General features: G+C 45.6%; 20 protein-coding genes. 14 read left to right on the top strand and 6 right to left on the bottom strand.

The window, feature by feature from the left end; genetic code table 11:
* Positions 1 to 518 precede the first annotated feature (518 nt).
* From CLV42_RS05190 to CLV42_RS05180, 3 genes are all read left to right on the top strand, one after another.
* Entirely contained in the window at positions 519 to 875 is a 357-nt protein-coding gene (locus CLV42_RS05190) for a hypothetical protein (protein ID WP_146154314.1), read from the top strand.
* Positions 876 to 1113: 238 nt separating this feature from the next.
* Positions 1114 to 1683, top strand: coding sequence for a TetR/AcrR family transcriptional regulator (locus tag CLV42_RS05185; protein ID WP_106600838.1), 570 nt, complete (start codon positions 1114 to 1116; stop codon positions 1681 to 1683).
* A gap of 153 nt (positions 1684 to 1836) precedes the next feature.
* Positions 1837 to 2724, top strand: coding sequence for an SDR family oxidoreductase (locus CLV42_RS05180; RefSeq protein ID WP_106600837.1), 888 nt, complete (start codon positions 1837 to 1839; stop codon positions 2722 to 2724).
* 103 nt (positions 2725 to 2827) lie between these two features.
* Here CLV42_RS05180 and CLV42_RS05175 read toward each other — a convergent pair whose 3' ends face one another.
* From CLV42_RS05175 to CLV42_RS05165, 3 genes are all read right to left on the bottom strand, one after another.
* Positions 2828 to 3436: a DUF416 family protein gene (locus CLV42_RS05175; RefSeq protein ID WP_106600836.1), complete on the bottom strand. Its 609-nt coding sequence runs from the start codon at positions 3434 to 3436 to the stop codon at positions 2828 to 2830.
* 87 nt (positions 3437 to 3523) lie between these two features.
* On the bottom strand, positions 3524 to 4207 hold the full coding sequence (locus CLV42_RS05170; protein WP_106600835.1) for an enhanced serine sensitivity protein SseB C-terminal domain-containing protein: 684 nt from the start codon (positions 4205 to 4207) through the stop codon (positions 3524 to 3526).
* Positions 4208 to 4317: 110 nt separating this feature from the next.
* A complete protein-coding gene (locus CLV42_RS05165; RefSeq protein ID WP_106600834.1) occupies positions 4318 to 5151 on the bottom strand; it encodes an AraC family transcriptional regulator in 834 nt (277 codons plus the stop codon).
* An 85-nt stretch (positions 5152 to 5236) separates the two neighbouring features.
* Between CLV42_RS05165 and CLV42_RS05160 the strand changes: the two genes are divergently transcribed.
* The 10 genes from CLV42_RS05160 (at position 5237) to CLV42_RS05115 (ending at position 17328) form a co-directional block, all read left to right on the top strand.
* A complete protein-coding gene (locus CLV42_RS05160; protein ID WP_106600833.1) occupies positions 5237 to 6295 on the top strand; it encodes an SDR family oxidoreductase in 1059 nt (352 codons plus the stop codon).
* Positions 6296 to 6320: 25 nt separating this feature from the next.
* Positions 6321 to 7223, top strand: coding sequence for a helix-turn-helix transcriptional regulator (locus tag CLV42_RS05155; RefSeq protein ID WP_170117402.1), 903 nt, complete (start codon positions 6321 to 6323; stop codon positions 7221 to 7223).
* A gap of 45 nt (positions 7224 to 7268) precedes the next feature.
* Entirely contained in the window at positions 7269 to 7703 is a 435-nt protein-coding gene (locus CLV42_RS05150; RefSeq protein ID WP_106600831.1) for an ester cyclase, read from the top strand.
* Positions 7704 to 7974: 271 nt separating this feature from the next.
* Positions 7975 to 8481, top strand: coding sequence for a GNAT family N-acetyltransferase (locus CLV42_RS05145; RefSeq protein ID WP_106600830.1), 507 nt, complete (start codon positions 7975 to 7977; stop codon positions 8479 to 8481).
* A gap of 299 nt (positions 8482 to 8780) precedes the next feature.
* Positions 8781 to 9347 carry an RNA polymerase sigma factor gene (locus CLV42_RS05140; protein WP_106600829.1) on the top strand — a complete coding sequence of 189 codons (567 nt, stop codon included), beginning with the start codon at positions 8781 to 8783 and terminating at the stop codon, positions 9345 to 9347.
* Positions 9348 to 9437: 90 nt separating this feature from the next.
* Entirely contained in the window at positions 9438 to 10481 is a 1044-nt protein-coding gene (locus CLV42_RS05135; protein WP_106600828.1) for a FecR family protein, read from the top strand.
* Between the two features lie 116 nt (positions 10482 to 10597).
* The gene (locus tag CLV42_RS05130; RefSeq protein ID WP_106600827.1) at positions 10598 to 13855 is read left to right on the top strand and encodes a SusC/RagA family TonB-linked outer membrane protein; all 3258 of its coding nucleotides are present in this window, start codon (positions 10598 to 10600) and stop codon (positions 13853 to 13855) included.
* Between the two features lie 20 nt (positions 13856 to 13875).
* Positions 13876 to 15636, top strand: a complete 1761-nt coding sequence (locus tag CLV42_RS05125; RefSeq protein WP_106600826.1) for a RagB/SusD family nutrient uptake outer membrane protein — start codon at positions 13876 to 13878, stop codon at positions 15634 to 15636.
* A gap of 147 nt (positions 15637 to 15783) precedes the next feature.
* Positions 15784 to 16701, top strand: coding sequence for a metallophosphoesterase family protein (locus tag CLV42_RS05120; RefSeq protein WP_106601341.1), 918 nt, complete (start codon positions 15784 to 15786; stop codon positions 16699 to 16701).
* A 138-nt stretch (positions 16702 to 16839) separates the two neighbouring features.
* A complete protein-coding gene (locus CLV42_RS05115; protein ID WP_106601340.1) occupies positions 16840 to 17328 on the top strand; it encodes an ankyrin repeat domain-containing protein in 489 nt (162 codons plus the stop codon).
* Positions 17329 to 17412: 84 nt separating this feature from the next.
* On the opposite strand, the gene CLV42_RS05110 is transcribed toward CLV42_RS05115, so the two are convergent.
* From CLV42_RS05110 to CLV42_RS05100, 3 genes are all read right to left on the bottom strand, one after another.
* Positions 17413 to 18714 carry a Gfo/Idh/MocA family protein gene (locus CLV42_RS05110; protein ID WP_106600825.1) on the bottom strand — a complete coding sequence of 434 codons (1302 nt, stop codon included), beginning with the start codon at positions 18712 to 18714 and terminating at the stop codon, positions 17413 to 17415.
* Between the two features lie 152 nt (positions 18715 to 18866).
* Complete coding sequence (locus CLV42_RS05105; protein WP_106600824.1) at positions 18867 to 20366, bottom strand: MoxR family ATPase; 1500 nt, start codon at positions 20364 to 20366, stop codon at positions 18867 to 18869.
* A 39-nt stretch (positions 20367 to 20405) separates the two neighbouring features.
* Entirely contained in the window at positions 20406 to 21506 is a 1101-nt protein-coding gene (locus tag CLV42_RS05100; protein WP_106600823.1) for a vWA domain-containing protein, read from the bottom strand.
* Positions 21507 to 21814: 308 nt separating this feature from the next.
* On the opposite strand from CLV42_RS05100, the gene CLV42_RS05095 reads away from it, so the two are divergent.
* Positions 21815 to 22666, top strand: a complete 852-nt coding sequence (locus tag CLV42_RS05095) for a sugar phosphate isomerase/epimerase family protein (RefSeq protein WP_089830870.1) — start codon at positions 21815 to 21817, stop codon at positions 22664 to 22666.
* Positions 22667 to 22847 lie beyond the last annotated feature (181 nt).

The raw sequence follows: 22847 nt of genomic DNA, 5'->3' as shown, positions 1-22847 counted from the left end.
AAATGCGACTACTATTCTTCATTTGATAAGAAATCCTATTTGTCAACTATAGACAGTATTGTCGGGAAAATTAAGCTAAATAAACATGAGGTCGTTCAAGTTATTGGTTATCGGGCTTTTGCGGCGGCTACATTTGCTGTTATCGTGAATAGAAATAATATTATGAAGGCATACTGTTATAATTTAAGAACCAAGAAATATAAAATTTTGACAGATAACCGTATAAATACGTGGCTGCAATGTTTAGTTAGAGATAGCTCTTTTATACACACAGCTAAATCGGATCCGTTGCGAATGCCCAGCCATGATTATGGCTTTTTTGTTTCATTTAAATATCCTTCAGTACAATTGAAAGAAATTTGCAATTCCGTAATATTAAGCAATCTCGAACGGCCATTTTCAACCTGCTTAAAAGAGTCCTTGGACTTTTTTGACGAATTGAGTAAGTGATTTATTTCCTTTTAATTGGTAAAATATAAGCATTGAAACGGCTGAGGATAGCACATTACAAACGGAAGATGGCAGAAGTGCTAATATGGGCTATTAAATTAAGATTTTCAACTTGCAAGTTGGCTGTTTTTCTGGGATTATCATTGACTAGTCTGAGCGTATATGCACAACAAGATAGTTTGTTTACTCATATTAATAATGAGACAGTTTCTTATCATATTAGTATAATAGGTGCAAAATTTAAAAATGGAAGAATGGAACCGACGCAGTATTTAGTACGGGTAGATAAATTGGCGAACGACTCTTCTCTTATTAAGAAGATGACACCTGAAAAGTGGATAAAGGCGCTTAATGATCCTGATACTGACTGGGCTGCTAATCTGCTATTATATGAGTTGTATAAAAAACGAGGCTTGTTTTTTTGAATTCAAAGAGGTCGGAATAGGTCGGAGAATTAAAGGCGGAAGATATCGCTTATTGGATCGATAAATTTAACAGCAAGTAGCAATTGGAATCTGAGTGAGAAATATATTTTAAGCCGAGGGATGTCTCAAAAATGTTTGAGGCATCCTTTTTATTTTAAGAAAGTCATTCCTCCCAAAATAAATTTGTCTACCTATCTATAAGTAGGTATCTTTGCCTCGTCAAAGCATAAACTTTACGATGAACACAGCACAAAACACCAGAGACAGAATAATAGAACTTGGCAGAGACTATATGCAAAGGATTGGCTATCATTCCTTTAACTATAAACAGATCGCTTTGGAGCTGAACATCAAAAACGCTTCTATTCACCATTATTTCCCGTCCAAGGAAGACCTCGGCTTGGCTGTAATAGAAAAAGACCGCCAGGACTTCATTTACCTCACCCAGAAGACGAAGAAGGCGAAGGCTATGGACAAGCTGCAGGCCCTGATCGCCAGTTATGAGTATTATTTCAGAGAGGGTAAGAAGCTTTGTGTGATCAGTACTTTCAGTAGTTCCTATAATGAGATCACAGAAAGAATGAAGCTGGCGGTGTCACAATATGCTGAGCTGGTAACAGTCTGGCTGGCGGCCACGCTGAAAGAAGGACTTGAATCAGGTGAGTTCTCGTTTAAAGAGTCAGTGGATGACCTGGCCAATGTTTGGATGGCCATGATGCCTGGCGCTTTGTTGGTAGGTCGTACAGGCGGAAAAGCAGCCTTCGACAAAACGATCAACTCACTGAGGCAAACAGTTAAATCCTCATAAAAGGATTTTTATTTGCCTGTAATACCTACCTGCATATAGGTAGTTGTGTAAGCCTTTTCAGAAAAGACTTTTTTAAAAACTATAACACCTACCTGTGTGTAGGTAGACATTTTAACAATAAAACCAATTATTCAAACCATCAATTATTAAACAATGAAACAGATCATTCTGACAGGAAGCGCCAGCGGATTCGGATTGAAAGCAGTGAAGACACTTGCACTACAGGGACACACAGTATACGCTACAATGCGTAATATTAAATGGTTATCCGGCGCTAACGCGGCAGTGGCACAGGAATTAAAGGATTGGGCTAAAGCGCACAACGTAAAGGTAGAGGTAGTGGAAATGGATGTAACAAGCACTGTATCCGTCAATGCCGCCGTTGCTGAAATAGCGAAGAAATCAGGTGGCAGGATTGATGTACTTATCAACAACGCGGGTGTCAGTTATTATGGATTTGGAGAAGCGCTGACCATTGAACAAACGGAGCAAATGTACCAGGTAAATACACTCGGGCCCGAACGTACGATGAAGGCAGTATTACCTTATATGCATGCGCAGAAAGAAGGACTTATCATTAACGTAACCAGCGTACAGAGCAGAAACCATATCCCAAGCCTGAGTACCTACAACGGTACGAAAGCAGCTTTGGACGCTGCTACTGTTGGGTATCACTATGAACTGAAGTCATCAGGTATCGACGTAGTAAATATCCAGCCAGGTGCTTTCCAAACCACCGATATCACGAACAAAAGAATAGTGGGAAAAAATGAAGAGGTAGAGGCGAAATATGGTGAAGACGCACTGAACTTCAAACGTGCATTACTACAATACTTCGTGCCCACTCCAGAAAGTGGCGACCCGCAGGAAGTAGCTGATGCGATGCTGAAACTGGTAGAACTGCCTAAAGGAGAAAGACCGCTTTGGACAATCGTTGGCGGCGGACCAATGACAGAAAAATTTGAGGCCATCAATCAGTCTACAAAAGATATAGTTGATTTTAACGTCAGCATTTTACCGCAACTCTTTCCGACGAAGTAAGCGGGTCCTAACTACTTCCCACCAGATAAGCAGGGATCTTTAGTATCAAAAAAGAAGCCCTTTCCCACCGGGAAAGGGCTTTTCTTATAATCAGATGATATGCTTATTCCTGAGGAAGTCCCAACGACTCCAGGTTCAGTAATGTTACAAACTCAGATCTGAAGTTTGCAGCTTTACCATTCTTCAATGCCTTGATCGCTTCGAGTTGCCTCGTCTTCTCATGTTGGTACAGTGGATGTCCTTGTACGTCTTCTTCAGATGGATACTCATCATTTCCATGCTCAACGCTATACTGTGTACTGATCAGTATATCCAGTGTATTCGAGATAATATCAGAAGTGTCCATTGCTGCGCCCAGCGGCTCTACTGCTAATCCGCAGATAGCCAGCCATACGCCGGTAGCGGCATTCTGCGCAGCAGAAGCTAAAGTAGTGCGCCAGGCAGATTCGAAGATATCCATGAAATTGTCGAGATCAGGGATCTGGCTTTTAGCAGCAGTTTCCAGCTGATCGACAGTCGTATCTTTCAATTGACCCGATACCAGTAACCAGGCTTTATCAAAAAGGTCTGAAGTAATAGTAACGTCTCCCTTAAATTCTTTAGTGTAAATATTCTTAAAGGTTAACCACAGGGTCTCAGCACCTGCCAGGCTAAACCTGGAAACGTCATTGGGATTTAGTTCGGAAAGGAGTTCTTCCAGATTTTCTATCATATGGTTGTATGCTACCGGTTTATCACTTTCCCTGGTTGAATGAAACCTACAATAGGAAAGACGGGTAACCGCTGCAAGATAGTATTTTTATACAAGCAGTTCCACTTCAAAAGGCGTACCTGGGTTCAGTATAAAGAATTGCTCCTGTCCCAGCATTTTTGAAATCATTTCAAAAGGTAGCTGTACAGCCAGCCGGCCTGTTGGTATTTCACTGATCCCACTTTTAGCGATCATATCCTGGTGACTAAATAACGGAATGAATTCACCCGTATCCCTGACATAGGTGGTAAAGCTCAAACGGTCTGCCGGCTTTTCGTATTCATGTGCAAGTGTGAAGACTTTCGACGCTTTGAGTGTATCAATCAACTCCTGTTTATATTTCGTTACATCGAACCACTGCTTCATGACCTTTTGCTGCAATAATGCGGAATTGTCTTTATGATAAAAAGGCGGATTGTGCTGACTGATGTATTCCAACATATCACTGCTGCGCGTAGGAGACGCATACTGGATCTCCGTATCGCTCATATGTGCAGATTTAATCATCCAGGTAGGGTCTGAGATGACCTCGGCTATTCCTTCATGATCTACCGCAAGAAAAAGTTGGTATTGTTTAACACTATTGTAGGCAAAACCAAAATAAGCAGCGGTCACTTCCGGTTGAGAACTGAAATAAGTTACCAGGTCATCTACAAAGTTGTCGCCGGTAGGCACTTGCCCAGGCCCAGGAGTAGTGGTGGATTTTTTGCTGAAGCGATCAAAAAGTTTCATAGGATCTAATACTGATTTAGAAATAGTTCGCTGGCATTATCAGACTGTCAGTCATAGGATCGAACACTGTCAGACAAATATAATATTTTTATATGCATTGTCAAATAGGGTTATTTCTCCCTGAATGCAGATGGATTCATTCTGTGATGACTTTTGAAGAATTTATTAAAATGACTGAGGTCGGTAAAGCCCAGTTCCTCACTGATCTCTTTTAAGGATAAAGAGCTGTACTTCAATCTGTTTTCAATAATATGCAGCTTGTATTGCTGGATATAATCGCGAAGCGAAACCTGCATCTGCTCTTTGAAGAAAGCGCCTAAATGTTTCCCGGAAAAACCGAATAACGCGGCCAGATGTTCCTGCCTGATATTCGCCGTATCATAAATATGCTGGTGGATATAATGCAGGATATGCGTGATTTTTTCCTGCTGCTTGACGGGTGCTTCTGCTGATTCATGCATATTACGCCTGATGATAGACATCACAGACTGCACGAGAAAGAAAATTGTCTCACTAGTTTCATTGGCGGTTTCTTGCCATTCACTTACCAGCAGACGAAGCAGGGAATCTATTTTGTCCGCATCCGCGGAAGATTTGAGAACAGGCAGCTGTTGCCGGCGACTACAGACCAGCAACTCATCCATATGCCGGTTCCAGTGATGTTCTGCGGGAAGATGTCCTACCTGCGTGATATAAGCGCTGGTGAACTTAATAAACGTGAAAGTAGTGGCTGTCCCGATTTCGAAACTGTGGTAATCCGCAGGATGAAGTAAGAACACCGCCCCGCTGCTGTAAGGATATTTCATACCCGACAGACAATGAAAGCCGCTGCCCTGGTGAATGAAGATCAGCTCAAAATGATTGTGGTTATGCAAAGGATGTGGCCACTCTGCACAGGTGAAATGGGAGACTTTTAAAAACTCATGTTGAACATACCGCTGCATACGACGCAAAATACAAATAATCCCTACCAATGTACAAATGCCAGACTAACGCATGAAGGTAATTTTGAGGCATAAAATCAACTGTATGAACGGACAACGAAAAGTAGCACTCATCGCAGGTGCACAAGGCGTAATTGGCAGGAACCTGGCAGCTCATCTGGCCACATTGGGCGACTGGGATATTATCGGATTATCAAGAAGAGGAGGAAAAACGGAAGGGGGCATACGACATATCGCGGTGGACCTGCAGAACAGGGAGGATACTTATAACAAGCTGCACTCTCTCACGGACATCACCCACATTTTCTATGCAGCGTATGTAGACGCACCCACCTGGGCGGAGCTGGTACCACCCAATCTGGCGATGCTGAAAAACCTGGTGGAAGTAGTAGAACCGGTAGCAACCGATCTGCAGCATATCAGCCTGATGCAGGGATATAAAGTGTATGGCGCCCACCTGGGACCTTTCAAAACTCCTGCCAGGGAATCGGACGCCGGACATATGCCTCCGGAATTCAATGTAGACCAGCAGGAATTCCTGGAACAGCAGCAGGTGGGTAAACAATGGACCTGGTCAGCATTACGTCCCTCCGTAGTGGGTGGATTCGCCCTGGGTAATCCTATGAACCTGGCCCTGGCCATTGCCATGTATGCGGTTATTTCAAAGGAGTTAGGCCTGCCGCTACGCTTCCCTGGTAAACCCGGGGCTTATGATAAATTAATAGAGATGACAGATGCCGGTCTCCTGGCAAAGGCAACTACCTGGGCTGCAACGACGGGAAAGGCGGCAAATGAGGCATTTAATATCGTCAATGGAGACTTATTCCGCTGGAATGAGATGTGGCCGGAAATAGCTTCTTATTTCGATTTACAGGTAGCACCGCCATTGCCGATGTCGCTGGAGGTGATCATGGCCGACAAAGCGCCTCTATGGGAGAAAATGAAGCAGAAATACGGGCTGGCGGATATCAGCTATGAGGAGTTGTCCTCCTGGCGCTTTGCCGACTTCGTATTCAGCTGGGATTATGATATGTTTGGAGACGGATCTAAGGCACGCAGGGCAGGCTTTCATGAATATGTGGAGACAAAGGAAATGTTCTTCCGGATCTTTGACGATTTCCGGAAGCGTGGTATCATACCGTAAATGTTTTTTTGTGATCTTTGCAGGAATGCAAGTCATCAATCTTCCTCAGGACCTGAATCCGGCACAATACCGTGAAGAGGATCACTTCCTCATCAGACCCTTTACTTCCCTTTGTAAGACGAAAAAGAACAGGGTCATCCTGCACAGGAATATGATCCACCTGTTGATTGAAGGACGTAAGACGGTTATCTACGGCGGACAATCCACCACTGTCAATGACGACGCTTTCCTGTTCCTGGCCGCAGGGAGCTGCCTGACCACCAGTGTATTGTCTGACAAAGGTGATTACCAGGCCATCCTGCTATATTTCAGCGATCATGCATTACAGGATTTCTACATGAAGTATGATCGCCTGGTACAACAGCACCGGCAAGGGAAAGCGTTACCCGAAGCGTCGTTCATCACTTTTGAGAAAGATGTATTCCTCCGTAACTATATTGAATCCCTGCGACTGATGTTGCAGATGGATCAGCCCTTGCCGCAGGAGGTCTGCCTGCTCAAGTTCGAAGAGCTATTGTTTTACCTGTTACAGACAACGCCGGATATCCTGCTGCAGTTTAAGGGCAACAGCGCCGGCAGTACACAGGATTTCGAGATCCGGAAGGCCGTGGAAGGTAATATCACCCGCCCGGTGACGGTAGAGGAACTGGCTTTTCTGTGCAGTATGAGCCTGTCTACTTTTAAACGCCGGTTTATGAAGATCTATGGTACATCTCCCCAGCGATGGATGCTGGAACAGAAAATGCAGGTGGCGGCAAGATTGCTGAGAGACAGGCAGACCAAACCAGGAGATGTGTACGATAAGGTAGGTTATGAAAGTCATTCCAGCTTCTCGAAATCATTCCGCCAGGTATTTGGTGTTACACCTTCGGCTTACCAGGAACAAAATATGAACGTCCAGGCACAAAGGCTGAACGCACAGGACTAACATACCCGTTCGCATACGATCTAATTTTGATGAAAATCATAGATCATGACAGCAACAATTGAACAGAACAAAGCCATCGTAAGACGTTTCAACAAAGAGATCATTGAAGAGGGTAATCCGCAGAGCTTCCAGGAAATAGTAGATCCTGCGTTTATCAATCATACTGCTGCGAAGGGGATGGATAAAGGGCCTGCAGGGTTGATACATACTTTTGAGAACATCCTGCGTCCTGCATTTTCAGATCTGAAAGTAACGATTTATGAACAGGTAGGAGAGGGTGATAAGGTCACAACACGAAAGACGATCAGCGGCATACATACAGGTACTTTTATGGGCGTAGCAGCTACACATCAGCCTGTAATTATTCATGTGATGGATATGGTGACGATAAAGAACGGAAAGTACTATGAACACTGGGGTGTAAACACGATGATGGCCCTCGCAGCAGAACTGAAAGCGGCACATACCGATAGTAAATAGGACTTAAAGTATTTCTTTCAACAGCTGTGCTTTTTGAGTAAAATTCCTTATATTTGTTTCCCCCCTAAAAAAAACAGGGAGGTGAGCAGTAAGGCTGAATTGAGTGAAGTTTTGAATGCTGACAATGAGTTAATTTTAAAATTATATCGTTTACAGTAAGTGTTCAGGAAAGGTACTATGTGAACTTACAAACATATTCCCTATCCGGAACCGGAAAAAGCCTTCTGATGCTCAGGAGGCTTTTGCGTTTTATATACTAAAAAGATGCGGTATGCTAGACATTGTAGAAGTAAAAAAGGATGATTTGAAATCGCTGGAGAAGGTTAAAGGACTCTTCCGCGAGTATGCCAACTGGTTAAGTGTGGACCTTAGTTTTCAACGGTTCGAAGAAGAACTAAGCAGTTTACCTTATCCCTACTATGTAGCACCTGAAGGTGCTTTATTTCTCGCTTTGGTAGACGGACAGCCGGCTGGTTGCGTAGGTGTACGGAGTTTTGAGAACTCGACCTGCGAAATGAAAAGGCTTTTTGTACGTGATGCCTTCAAAGGTCATGGCGTTGGCAGAGCGCTTGCCACAAGAGCCATAGAAGCCGGCAGGAAGCTGGGGTATAAACGTATGTTGCTTGATACCCTTGCTCATATGCGTCCGGCCATTGAATTATATACAAGCCTTGGATTCCACCCCATAGCAGCATATTACGACAATCCTATCAGTGATGCCGTATACCTGTCAATGATGCTGGAACAGGAAAATGAAAGCGCTGGTACGGCTATCTGAGTGCCGTCGTTTGACATTTTTTGTATCGCGGCTGATAGCAATAGATATTGATAAATTGTACTAAGGGATGAGTACAACATCCTGAGTATAATGTATGGCCGGAAACACATGGTCCTCCGGGAGCACCGGACCACAGACAATTCCACCCCCAACGGACTTGATCTACATGACTTTTCCCTCAGCCATTTGGCTTTATCATGAACCCGTCTGCATGGCTCCATAGAATTAATAAGAAGGTAATATATCCCGCATTTACATATTTATAACTTTGCCTGGTCCCATGATGTAAGGGATAGGTCATGAACCATACAATTGAAGTACAACGTCTCAGACAGGGTAATGAGAAGGCCTTTGTTGAAATGTACCATTATTTTAACGGGAAGGTCTTCAACTTTTTAGTGAAGAAAGTCCGGGATGCCGAAGCTGCCAAAGAGCTTACACAACAATGTTTTATTCGTATCTACCAATACCGCGAAAGCCTGTCAGACGAGCATCCGCTGGAAAAGCAGGTGTTTATTACTGCGAAGTCAGTCTTACTCAACCATCTCAGGATGGAAGACAGGAAGAAAGAGCGGGAACTGAAGTATACGCAGGAACAATTTCCCGAAGGGGCATCTGCAACTGCCATCGCAACAAACAGCTTCGAGACAAATGATTTCCTGGAAAAAGTAGTACTGCATTTATCTCCCATCCGCAAACAGGTGGTACTATTGAAACTACACCGGGGGCTGTCCAACAAAGAAATTGCGGAAGAACTGTCGATCTCCGTCAAGACAGTTGAAAATCACATCACAAAGGCACATCACCACCTGCGGGAGATCGCTGCCAGCCATTTCCTTTTATTATTACTGCTGCTTCGCCTGTAAGCAGTCATTGTTAAGAAATTGTTACCGGTAGGGGCATCAATACCTTCGCGGTGTACATATATACGATACACAAGAAAATAAGCGCAGTGCATGAGGCCTGATAAAGCATTGATAGAAAAATTTAATAACGGCGACTGTACACCGGAAGAGGTAAAGGTGGTAATGAACTGGCTGCTGGAAAATGAAGCGGATAACGAAGCGGAGGCAGAGTGGGAAAGGGTTTCCTGGAAAGGAACTTATCCTGAGGCGTATGACGAAGAAATGTTGTCTCACATCCAGGCAAATACTTTTGGAGAAAAGACCCTGATAAGAAGACTGCCCTGGCGTGGCCTTGCAGTTGCAGCAAGTGTATTACTGATAACAGGTCTGTTCCTCTGGCAGCACCTGTTGCCAGGGTCAGGCAGAAAAGCTACAGGCATTGCACTTCAACAGGAAGCGCATCAGCAGGATACCTCATGGCTGGTTTATAACGCAGTAACACAACCTGCTTATTTTAGACTGCCGGATGGTTCTGTAGCAAGACTGTTCCCGGGCACGGAGATCCGTTTCGATTCATCTGCCTACAATGTAAACAGCCGTACCATCTATCTGAAAGGAACAGCAGAATTTGATGTAGCGGCGGTTGCTGGAAAGCCATTCAGCGTCGCAGCAGGAGGATTTACCACTACGGCACTTGGTACCCGGTTTATGATGGCTGCCGGGAAAGGAAAACAACTGCTGGTGAGATTGTATTCAGGGAAAGTGGTGGTAAAGAAAACAGACAATCAGTTGTATGCTATGAACGACGTATACCTGGCGCCGGGTGATGAATGGCAGTATTACAGGGATACACATCAACATCTGCTAAGCCATGCATGGCAACAGCGTATCGCAACACAGAATGATATCAGGTTATCAACTATACAGGTGAATGACAACAATATTGTGTTCGAGAATACACCTTTAAAGGAGGTGTTTGATTTTCTGCAGGAGCAATATCATGTGACTATAAACTATCAGCAGAAAGATTTTAAAGACGTTTATTTCTCAGGAAAAATATTGCCGGGAGATTCCTTGAAGATGGTACTGGGCAACATTGCGAGGATCAATGAACTGACACTGACAGCCGACGAAGGAGTGTTCATCATCCGGTAATTTTCAAAACATTTATTCCAACAGTTCTTCACAGAAGAACAGCTATTATCTGCGTAGTAAACGTGCAGATACGGGGAAGCTATATCTGTAGTAAAATAATTAAATCTTAATCAAAAATGGGAAAAGCAAAAACGCTGTTCAGGGGTCTCTCATGCCTGCTGCTCATGATGCTTATGAAACAGGAGATCAGGGCGCAGGAGGGCAGCTCTGATGTACACGGGACTGTAGTCAGCACGAAAGGAACTGCATTGCCCGGCGTGACTGTCCAGGCAATCGAAAAGAGCGCCGGCACAAAGTTCAATACCCTTACTGATGCCAATGGTGACTTTGTATTCAAACGCTTTAAAGTAGGTAGTCAATATGATTTCCAATTCACCATGATGGGATATGAGAAAGGAGAATATCCCGGTTTTACGGTGAAGAATAATGGTAAAAATCTGCTGCTGATCCGTCTGAACGAGAAAAGCATCGGGCTGGGTGATGTTGTGGTAGTAGGCTATGGTACCCAGAAGAAAGTAAACCTCACCGGAGCAGTGAGCCAGGTAGGTAGCGAAGTGTTTGCTGACAGACCTGTAAGCAGTCCTGCGCAAGCGTTACAGGGTGCTGTACCTAACCTGAATATCAATTTTGGGGATGGGCATCCTGGTAGTACAGGTGCTTTCAATATACGCGGATATGCGTCTATTCAGAATACCACCGGTTCTCCGCTGATCCTGATAGATGGTGCTCCGGGTAATATTGATATGCTCAATCCGCAGGATATTGAAAGTCTCTCCGTATTGAAGGATGCGGCGTCTTCCGCGATCTATGGTTCCAGAGCAGCTTTCGGGGTCATCCTCATTACCACAAAGAAAGCAAAGAAAGGAAAGCTGAATGTAAACTACGGCGCCAGTTATGGTATACAAAGTATGACCACCCGTACTGATTTTATCACGGATGGTTTTACACAGGATTCCCTGGTGGATGCAGCGTTCTCCCGCAACGTAGGCAATAGCTACACAGGCTTTAATGCAGACGATTATGCTGAGCTGAAACGCAGGCAGACGGATAAGTCATTACCGTCTGTAGTATTGCAAAACCGTAACGGGCAACAGCAATATGTTTACTACGGCAGCACTGACTGGTGGCATTTCCTGTTCAGGAAAACGCAGCCTGGAATGGAACAGCATTTCAATATGACCGGTGGTAACGATAAGGTGGATTTTATGATGTCAGGACGATACTATCAGCAGAAAGGAATGTACCAGACCTATCTGCGACAGGATGTCTATAATGCGTATAACTTCCGTGCAAAGATCAATGCACATGTAACAGACTGGCTGACTATCTATAGTAATACCCAGTTCGGCGCCAACGACTATACCTGGCCGGGTTATGGGGCTAATCTGACAGGCCTGTACAATCATGCTATGGCGTCGTATGTTCCTAAGAATCCGGACGGTACTTTTGCTTTTCGCACCAACCTCAATAACTACGGCGCTTATGAGTATGCGGATCTGCAGCATAGAAAGTCGCACGGTGGTAATAAAAAGTATAACCTGACCAACATGGTGGGTTTTGAAACACATTTCCGCGGTGGATTATCGCTGGCCGGTAATTACACTTTTGAGCTGGCGCCATATTCCGATTATCAACGTAATACACTTATTCCCTGGTCAGTGAATCCGGGTATCATCAATACAGCCGGTTATGATCAGTATAATGAAAATACCTACCTGGATCAGCACCATTCGGTGAACCTGTATGGTACCTATGAGAAAAGTATCGGTAAGCATAATATGAAGGTGACCGCAGGTTACAACCAGGAGCTGCAGAAGTATAAGGCCAATATGGGGATGCGTACCAACCTGCTTTCGGAGGACCTGAACCAGATAGACCTGGGAACCGGCGCACAGCAGTCAGGTGGTAATGCCCGTGAATGGGCTTTGCTGGGATATTTCGCCCGCGTGAATTATGATTATAAAAGCAAATACCTGCTGGAAGTGAATGGCCGCTATGATGGCAGTTCCCGTTTTCCGAAAGAAGAGCGTTTCGGGTTCTTTCCTTCCGTTTCCGGTGGATGGAGAGTCAGTGAGGAGCCGTTTTTCGAACCAGCGAAAAATGTCCTGCCTGAGCTGAAACTGAGGGCATCTTATGGCTCACTGGGTAATCAGGATGTGGGCAGTGGTAACCTGTATCCTTACATCCCTGTGATGAGCAGTGGTTTGTCCAAATGGATTGTAGGCGGCAACCAGGCGCAGTATTTAAGTGCTCCTGATCCTATCACGCCTAATTTTACCTGGGAGAAATCAGCCTCCCTGGACGGTGGTATTGATGCAGGATTCTTCAGAAATAAATTGCAGATCAGCTATGACTGGTATCGTCGTACTACCCGGGATATGCTGATACCCGGTAAAACAATGCCCGGTGTATTTGGTGCGCCGTCACCTACACAGAATGCCGGTGACCTCGTAACAAAAGGTTTTGATCTCTCTGTGAGATGGCAGGATAATGGTAAACTGGCAGGCAAACCGTTTACATATAATATTGGTTTTGTCCTATCTGATTATAAAGCAAAGATCACCCGGTTTGATAACCCTAATAAATTACTTAGCAACTTCTATGAAGGCCAGGAACTGGGCGAAATGTGGGGATACAGTATAGATGGCTATTTCAAGTCTGAAGACGAAGCGAAGAACTGGACGGTGAACCAGGACTATGTAGACAGGGATCAGCGTGTGACCTCTCCTGGTGAATGGAGCAAACTGCATGCGGGTGATATGAAGTTCATCGACCTGAATGGAGATAAGGTGATCAACGACGGTAAGAATACTTTGTCTGAGCATGGCGATCTGCGTAAGATCGGTAACTCATTACCCCGTTATTCCTTCGGTATTACTGCTGGATTTAACTGGAATAATTTCGACCTGTCTGCCTTCTTCCAGGGTATTGGTAAACAGAACTGGTATCCTGATGTGGAAGCGGCCAAGTTCTGGGGTGTATACGGCAGACCTTATACCTCCTTCCTGCCGAAAGACTTTGTGAGCAAAGTATGGAGTCCTGAAAATCCTAATGCCTATTTCCCATTGCTGCGGGGATATGCCGCTTATCCGGGTGGAGAGCTGGCAGTGAAGAACGACAAGTATCTGCAGGACCTGGCTTATGTGCGCTTGAAGAACCTGACGATAGGTTATAACCTGCCTGCGTCCCTGGTGAAGCGCGTGAAGATGCAACGCCTGCGCGTATACTTTACCGGTCAGAACCTGTTCACGTTTACAAAGATGCACAACAAATATATAGATCCTGAGCAGGTAGGCCCTTACAGTAGTGATATCGGTGGAAGGAACTATCCATTCTTCAGACAATATACTTTCGGTTTTGACACCACTTTCTAAATGCTAAACTGTTTAATGCAATGAAAAGAATATTAGGGTTTGTAGCAGCTGGTCTGATAGTATTATCAGGGTGTTCAGATTTCCTGGACAGGGAGCCGCTTTCCCAGATCTCTCCTGTGAACGGGTTCAATTCGGAGAGCGAGTTGAGATTGTATGTGCGTTCTTTCTACGATAAGATGCTGCCTAATGCAGACAATGAAGACAATGGTTTTACAAGTTTATATACAGAGACTGCCAACAATATCGTGGTGAACAGCCTGTCGCCACAGATAGCAGGTAATCGTACTGTGCCTGTCGCTGGTGGTGGATGGGACTGGACAGATCTGCGCAATGTGAATTATTTCCTGCAGAACTATATGCGTGGTAATCTTGATACAACGATCACCTATAAGTATGTGGCTGTAGCAAAGTTCTTCCGTGCCTACTTTTATTTCAGTATGGTGGCGCGCTTTGGTGATGTGCCCTGGTATTCCAAACCTATTGAAGTCAATGATACTGCCAGTCTGAATAAGAAAAGAGATCCGCGTACACTGGTAATGGATTCTGTCGTGAATGATATTGATTTTGCTATCGCACACCTGGGCTCAGGAAAAGATGTAGCCGAAGTAACAAAGTGGACGGCGCTGGCTTTGAAGTCCCGTATCTGTTTATTTGAAGGCACCTTTAGAAAATATCATGATGAATTCGAACTGAAAGATGCTGACCGTTTCCTGCAAATGGCAGCAGATGCTGCGGGCGAAGTAATCAAAGGAGGAGCGTATACGATCTATAAAAGCTCGCCTGACAAAGCTTACAGAGACCTGTTCTCTTCACTGAGTGTTGTCCAGGACGAGATTATCCTGGCAAGGCAATATAGCGCCAATCTACAGATCTTCCATAATGTGAACTATTACACGACAGCACCCTCCTTCGGTAAACCGGGACTGGAGAAAAGCCTGGTGAACAGTTACCTGATGAAAGATGGCTCCCGGTTTACTGACAAGGCGGGATACGACAAGATGCAGTTCTTTGATGAGATGCAGAACAGGGATCCGCGGCTGGCACAGACGGTGCGTGCGCCGGGCTATAAACGCATTGATGGTAATACGGTGCTGCCGCCTTCTTATGCAGGTACGGTAACCGGTTATCAGCTCACGAAGTTTGTTACCGCCGCAGCGAATGATGCACTGGCTAAATCGCCCAATCCATTGCCTGTTTTCCGCTATGCGGAAGTATTGCTGAACTATGCAGAGGCTAAGGCAGAACTGGGTACTATTACACAGGCTGATCTTGATCAATCTGTCAAGCTGCTGAGAGACAGGGTAGGAATGCCGAATGTGGACCTGGCAGCTGTTAATGCTGCTCCTGACAATTACCTGGCGGCTCAGTACGGGCATGTAAGTGGTGCCAACAAGGGTATCCTGCTCGAAATACGAAGAGAGAGAAGGGTAGAACTGGTGATGGAAGGGTTTATGTGGAATGACCTGATGCGCTGGAAAGAAGGGCATCTGCTGGCAGTACAATTCAAGGGCGCCTATTTCCCCGGAGCAGGTAACTATGACCTGGATGGTGATGGCGCAGCAGATCTGGCTATTTATACGGCCACTCCGCCCGCTATTCCCAATATCCAGCTGCTGAAGCTCGGAACAGATGTCGTGCTGGAAAATGGTGCATCAGGCGGTAATATCATCATCAATGGTACTATTCCAAAAACATTCCGTGAAGACCGGGATTATTTGTTCCCTATACCGGCACAGGAGCTGTTGTTAAATCAGTCATTGAAACAGAATCCTAACTGGTAAAGTTATCCTGCAGTACTGCAAGACGAACATATTGTTAAATCTGTTGCAGGTGCAGGTATCCACAGGAATAATATATTATTTTAACCGGCGCTATCCGTACTTGCTTATTAGTACGGATAGTTTTTTATTGTCAACGAAAGAATGTTTATGCAAAGAAGATCCTTGTTCAAAAAGCTCGGTGGATTGCTGCTGGCTCCGGCTATTCCTTTTGGTACGATTGCAGCGGCTCCCCGCAATGACAAGCCTGTATTGCGGATTGCTCACCTTACCGATGTACATCTGTACGACAAGTCGGGTGCACCGGATCATTTCAGGAAATGCCTGCATCATGTACAATCGCAGGAACCTACCGTGGATATGATCCTGAATGGTGGAGATATTGTGTTTGATATGAACAAAGAGAATCTCTCCACTATTGATCAGCAATGGAAATTGTTACATTCCATTATGAAGAATGAATGTAGTCTGCCGGTATATTATACACTGGGTAATCATGATATCTGGTGGCATGAGAACAGCCGCGGACAAGCGGCTTATGGTAAGCAATATTCCATGGGACAGCTGCAGTTATCATTACCTTATTACAGCTTTGTGAAAGGCGGATGGAAGTTCATCGTGCTGGATAGCGTTCACCTGGATATTGACGATACCTGGTATATTGGCAAACTGGGAGATGAGCAGATGCATTGGCTGGAAGAGGAATTGAAGTCAACAGACTCCGGGATGCCGGTATGTGTGTTATCGCATATTCCTATCCTGACGGCCACCCTGATGGTAGAAGATAATGTGGTGAACCGCTGGCAGATGCTGGGAGGAGAGATGCATACTGATGTAGCAAAGATCATTCGCCTGTTCTATCAGCATCCGAATGTGAAGTTGTGTTTAAGCGGGCATATTCATCTGAAAGATAAAGTAGTGTATAACAATGTAACCTATCTGTGCAACGGCGCAGTGAGTGGAGCGTGGTGGAATGGCAACAACAGAGAGACTGCACCGGGTTACGGACTGATAGAATTGTTTGCCAACGGAGACTTTACAGAAAAGTATGTCAACTACCTGGTATAGTGAATACGGCTTGCTGCCAATGAAAGGAAGTGCTTATTGTTGCACAGAGGCGATCGTTAAAAAATCTTTCGGGCGTAATATTTGAGACGGTATATGCGTACTGACAAAACCATGTTCATCTCAAATAAGCAGCAAACTATGCAGACTTTACATAATGAATTCTTTACAGCAGCCCGTAACGGAGATATAGATTTTCTACGGGAGCATATCAATGAAATAGACGATCTCAATATTCGCGATGTCCGTGGATATACACCCCTGATCATTGCGACCTATAACGGCCAATACGATGCGGCCGGGATATTGCTGGAAGCAGGTGCAGATGTGAACGCTGCTGATTTGGGTGGTAATACATCCCTGATGGGTGTGAGTTTTAAAGGTTATCCTGAGATAGCGACACTATTGATCCGTTATGGTGCGGATCTAAACCTGCAGCACGGGAATGGTGGTACTGCCCTGATGTTTGCTGCCATGTTCGGACGTAATAACATGGTAAAACTGTTACTGGATCATGGTGCAGATAAGTACATCCGGGACAACCGGGGTTTAACTGCCATGGATCTGGCCGCCCAGCAGGGAAATGTGGAGGCGGTAGAAATGTTGGAGGCGGTTGATGCAAATACCTGAAGGGGCATCAATGGAGATAATATTATGCATTCATTGGAAGAAGGGATGTCCGGATTTTCTGAACATCCCTTTCTCTTTTATGCGCTAAGCTTTTGGAAGCTTGTAACCATTGTGATATTCTGCAGCCAGGAACTTATTGGCGGCCGCATCGTCGAACTGCTCTTTGGCGCCATTCCAGTTCAGTTTCCTGCCTGTTTTATAAGCGATATTCCCCAGCTGTGCGATAGTTGCCACATGTGCACCGGCCTGGATGGGTGTGTTCAGGTCTTCCAGTTTACGGGATTTGATCACGTCCAGGAAATTAACAGCGTGGTTGTCCAGTCCGTTGTCTACCGATTTGGTACGGGGTACCGCTTCCATTTTTCCTTTTTCAGGGATCACTTCCCAGCCGCCGCGGTCTAATACCAGCGTACCGTTGTTGCCAATGAACGCAATACCATGGTCACGGCCATAAGGACCGCCGTCAATGCCGATTGCGTGTTCCCATTGAATATTGAAACCGTCGAACTGGTATACTGTGGTGAGTGTATCTGGTGTTTCAGCTGCATCATCAGGATAGGCGAATTTGCCGCCTGCAGCCATGACAGACACCGGGTGCTGCGCTTTCATACCCAGCAGGGCATAATCCAGCAGGTGTACGCCCCAGTCGGTCATCAGGCCGCCTGCATAATCCCAGTACCAGCGGAAGTTGAAGTGAAAGCGGTTAGGATTGAAAGGGCGCTTTTCAGCAGGGCCCAGCCAGGAGGCATAGTCTACGCCTGCAGGCGGAGTGCCATCCGGTTGTTTGGGGATGGAATGCATCCAGCCCATATAGGCCCAGGCTTTTACCAGGCGCACCTGGCCCAGTTTGCCGGAATGTACGAAGGCAACCGCATCTTTGAAGTGCTGTTGGCTACGTTGCCACTGGCCTACCTGTACCACCCGTTTGGTACGTTCCTGGGCGGCTACCATGGCATTGATCTCTGCAATAGAGTTCCCGATGGGTTTCTCCACATAGACGTCTTTTCCTGCGGATACGGCGTCTGTCATCTGTAGACAGTGCCAGTGATCTGGTGTGCCGATGATCACGGCATCAATTGTTTTATCTTCCAGCAGCTTACGGTAGTCGCTATATGTCTTCACTTTCTGACCTTTCTGGGCCAGTTCCCCGGCTCTTTTATCGAGCACGTTCTTATCGACATCGCAGAGGGCTACGCATTGCGCATAAGGGTTTTTCAGGATGGCGGTAAGATCTGCCCATCCCATCCCGTTAATACCGATGGCGGCAACATTGATCTTGTCACTGGGGGCAACAGCGCGTAAAGAAGCGGGTAACGCGCTGACCAATCCGGCTCCTGCCATCAATGTGGAGGCAGAGCGGATAAAGTGTCTTCTTGAATTGTTCATAACTGTGAGTTAATAGAGTGTTTTTCAATGAGCGCGGAGCATAATAATGCAAAACGCGGAATACTGAAAGATATATACTTCAATTGTAAGATGCAACCCCCAATTTAAGCAGATAACTTCCGGTATTCCGCGTCGTTCTACGGAAAGTATGTTTAGAATTCGTCGTTCTCTTCTTCGGTGCCGGTGCCGAAGTTCATCATGGTGCCCAGCAGATCGCTGAAACGGGTCTCATTTTCCACTACTTTTTTACTGATCAGGGAGTAGGAGGCAAGACCGTGCAGCACAAATTCCATCAGCAGTAATTGCTCCTTGGCATTGGCATGCGGGAATTTGCCCTTTATAAGCTCTTTAAGGCCCTCAACTTTCAGCAGTGAGGTCTCGTATTGCTTATCGTTCACATCCTGTAATAACTGCACCGCATTGCCTTTATCGAACCATTGTATGACTGCCCTGTAGGGATTCTCTGCAGTAGCGGATTGTTTACGCTTCTTGAAGGAGTCCGGGTTAGGGAAGTATTGGGAGAAGACACTGCGGATAGATTTATCCAGCAGGTTAACGGCTACCTGTAAAGGTCCTTCCTGTTCGCCTTCATATACCAGTTCAATTTTACCGGTAATGGCGGGGATGATACTCTGCAGGTCAGCTATGCGGACGTGGGTACTTTTTTCCTTGTTGATGATCGCTCTGCGTTCACCTGCGCTCACTGCATTTTCATAAGCAGCGATGGTGAGACGGGCGGAAACACCGCTTTTCTTGTCTACATATTCACTGTTACGCGCTTCAAAAGCCACCTGTTCGATCAGGCGTTTGATCATATCGCTGATGTGTACATGCTGTTGTTCTTCATGTACGTTGGCCTCCTGTTCGGTGATGAGCAGGGAGTTTTCCACGTTCTTCGGGTAGTGGGTGATGATCTGGCTTTCGATACGGTCTTTCAGCGGTGTAACGATAGATCCACGGTTGGTATAGTCTTCCGGATTGGCAGTGAACACAAACAGGATATCCAGCGGCATACGCACTTTGAAACCACGGATCTGGATATCACCTTCCTGCAGTATGTTAAACAGGGATACCTGGATACGGGCTTGCAGGTCGGGCAATTCGTTGATCACGAAGATACCTCTGTTGGAGCGGGGAATGATACCGAAGTGGATCACTCTTTCGTCTGCGTAGTTCAGCTTCATATTTGCCGCTTTGATAGGATCGATATCGCCTACCAGGTCGGCAACAGAAACATCCGGCGTAGCCAGTTTCTCACTGTAGCGCTGTTCGCGGGAAACCCAGGAGATAGGCGTCGCGTCGCCCAGTTCAGCCACGATGTCGCGGGCGTAACGGGACAGCGGATCGAAGGGACTGTCGTTCACTTCGGAGCCTTCTACGATAGGAATATATTCGTCCAGCAGGGAGATCATCTGCCGGGCCATACGCGTTTTTGCCTGTCCGCGGAGACCGAGGAACAGGATATTATGACGGGAGAGCAGGGCTCTTTCTGTATCTGGAATAACGGTATCTTCATAGCCGATGATACCTGGGAATGCATTCTCTTTTTGCTGCAATTTGCGGATCAGGTTTTGTCTGATCTCTTCTTTAACAGATTTAGGTTTATATCCACTCTTCTTTAATTCACCTAACGTACTTATGTTAATATTCATGTTGTATTAATGGATTATCGATGATATGATGCGATGCTTTTAAAGCATTTTTCTTTTTCCATTCTCAAAGTCGAAGAACAGGAATTGTCCCAGTTTATCCAGACCGGAGAAGAAGGCTTTCCCGTTGTTGGTTTCCGTAAACTCTGTTACGAATTTTTGCAACCACGGGTCGGTAGCTACCATGAATGTAGTGATTGGAATCTTTAATTTCTTACACTGAGCAGCGAGATTAAGCGTCCGGTTGAGGATCTTACGATCCAGGCCGAAGCTGTTCTTATAGTACTCTTTCCCGTTCTTGAGGCAGGTGGGCTTACCGTCGGTGATCATGAAGATCTGTTTGTTCGGGTTGCGCCTGCGGCGGAGGATATCCATGGCCAGTTCCAGTCCTGCTACGGTATTGGTGTGGAATGGACCTACCTGGAGATACGGAAGATCCTTGATCTCTATCTGCCAGGCATCATTGCCAAACACAATAATGTCGAGCGTATCTTTCGGATAGCGGGTGGTGATCAGTTCACTGAGTGCCATGGCCACTTTCTTAGCCGGTGTGATACGGTCTTCACCATAAAGTACCATGGAGTGGGAGATGTCGATCATCAGGGCGGTAGACGTCTGTGTTTTGAAGTCTGTTTCCTGGATCTCAAGGTCATCCTGCTGGATGGAAAAGCTGTCGATACCGTGATTGATCTGGGCGTTGCGGATGGAAGCGGTCATATCGATCTGCTCCAGTGCGTCCCCGAATTGAAATGGACGGCTATCAGCGTTTAGTTCGTCTCCCTGGCCTGATTTGCGGGTATTGTGGTTACCAACCTGGCTGGATTTTTTTAGTTTACCGAAGATTTCTTCCAGTGCACGTTTGCGGATGCTCTGTTCGGTTTTGCCGGTTATCTGGATGGTTCCGTTCTCTTCGTTTTCGCGGATGTATCCTTTGTCCCTCAGCTCCTGTATAAAATCTCCGATGCCATAATCCTCATTCGTAAGTTGGTACTCTTTGTCCAGTTCGGTCAGCCATTGCAATGCTTCACTAACATCTCCGCTGGTATAAGTCAGCAGTTGCGTGAATACATCCAGTAGCTTCTCAAAGGGCGATTTTCCCTGCTGCTCATCGGGTTCAAATTTGGAAAAATGTATGCCTCTCATAATAATTCTAAAATTAGCGAATTTAGTTGGATGATGTAAGCACATAGTCCATGGGTGGCAATCTATGCAAAATAGAACGAAAAATATCGATAGAATATAGACTATTATGTATGTATCATATTTTAATGTGTGTTCGGCTTTTGAATTTTTAACATTGCGTAAGTTCTTTTGGTCCCGTTATTTACCAGGAAACGGCCCCTTTTACTGGCAGTATATGACCAGTTAACCACGTATCGTTTGCTTTCTTCAGGGAAAGCTGTTATTTTTCGCGAAGGTCTTTACTGATTATCAAATTAAAACTATAGCAGATGATTAAAAAATTGAGCAGCGTGCTGTTACTGGCTGGTATGCTGGCTGGTACGACGATGACATCCACGTTAAGTTTTGCGCAGGGGAAAGCGGATAAGCTGGGCTGGAAATTAGGTGCACAGGCATATACCTTTAACCGTTTTACGCTGGCACAGGCGCTGGACAAAATGGATAGTGTTGGTGTCCAATATGTTGAATGCTACAACGGCCAGACCATTGGCAACGGCATTGAAGGCAAGTTTGACTGGAGAATGGACGCTGCTAAGCAGGCACAGGTAAAAGCACTGCTGAAAGCAAAGAAGAAGAAACTGGTAGCTTACGGCGTGGTATCGCCGGCAAGCGAGCAGGAATGGGAGGAAGTATTCAAATTCGCGAAGGCAATGGGTATCCAGGTGATCACTGCAGAGCCTAAACGCGAACATTGGGATGCCGTTTCCCGCCTGTGCGATAAATATCAGATCAAAGTGGCCATCCACGACCATCCGAAACCAAGCCATTACTGGCATCCTGACAGCGTACTGGTGGCTATCAAAGGCCGCAGCAAACTATTTGGTGCCTGCGCAGATATCGGTCACTGGGTACGTTCCGGTATGGAGCCTGTGGAGTGTATCAAACAGCTGAAAGGACATGTATTGCACCTGCACTTTAAAGACCTGAATGAAAAATCACCTGATGCTCATGATGTTATCTGGGGTAACGGTGTTTGTAACATGCCAGCTGTACTGGCTGAGCTGAAGGCGCAGAACTTCAAAGGCATGTTCTCTGTGGAGTATGAATATAACTGGGATAACAGTGTGCCTGATGTGAAAGAGTGTGTGAAGTTCTGGTGGCAGGAAGTAGGTAAATTATAAGCGTATCATAACATTTGATAGGAAACTCCCGTGAAAGCGGGAGTTTTTTATTTGCCCCAATTGGCTGAACCTGAAGGATAAGTGAATTGACCGCCAGGATTTTTTATAACCGAAATATTTCGTTATATTTAATATAATCCTGTTGCTGTAGTCATCTCTTTGACTACCATTCATATAATTC

The organism is Chitinophaga ginsengisoli (assembly GCF_003014595.1).
GTDB classification, from domain to species: domain Bacteria; phylum Bacteroidota; class Bacteroidia; order Chitinophagales; family Chitinophagaceae; genus Chitinophaga; species Chitinophaga ginsengisoli.
This window is presented reverse-complemented; position numbering and strand designations above follow the sequence as displayed.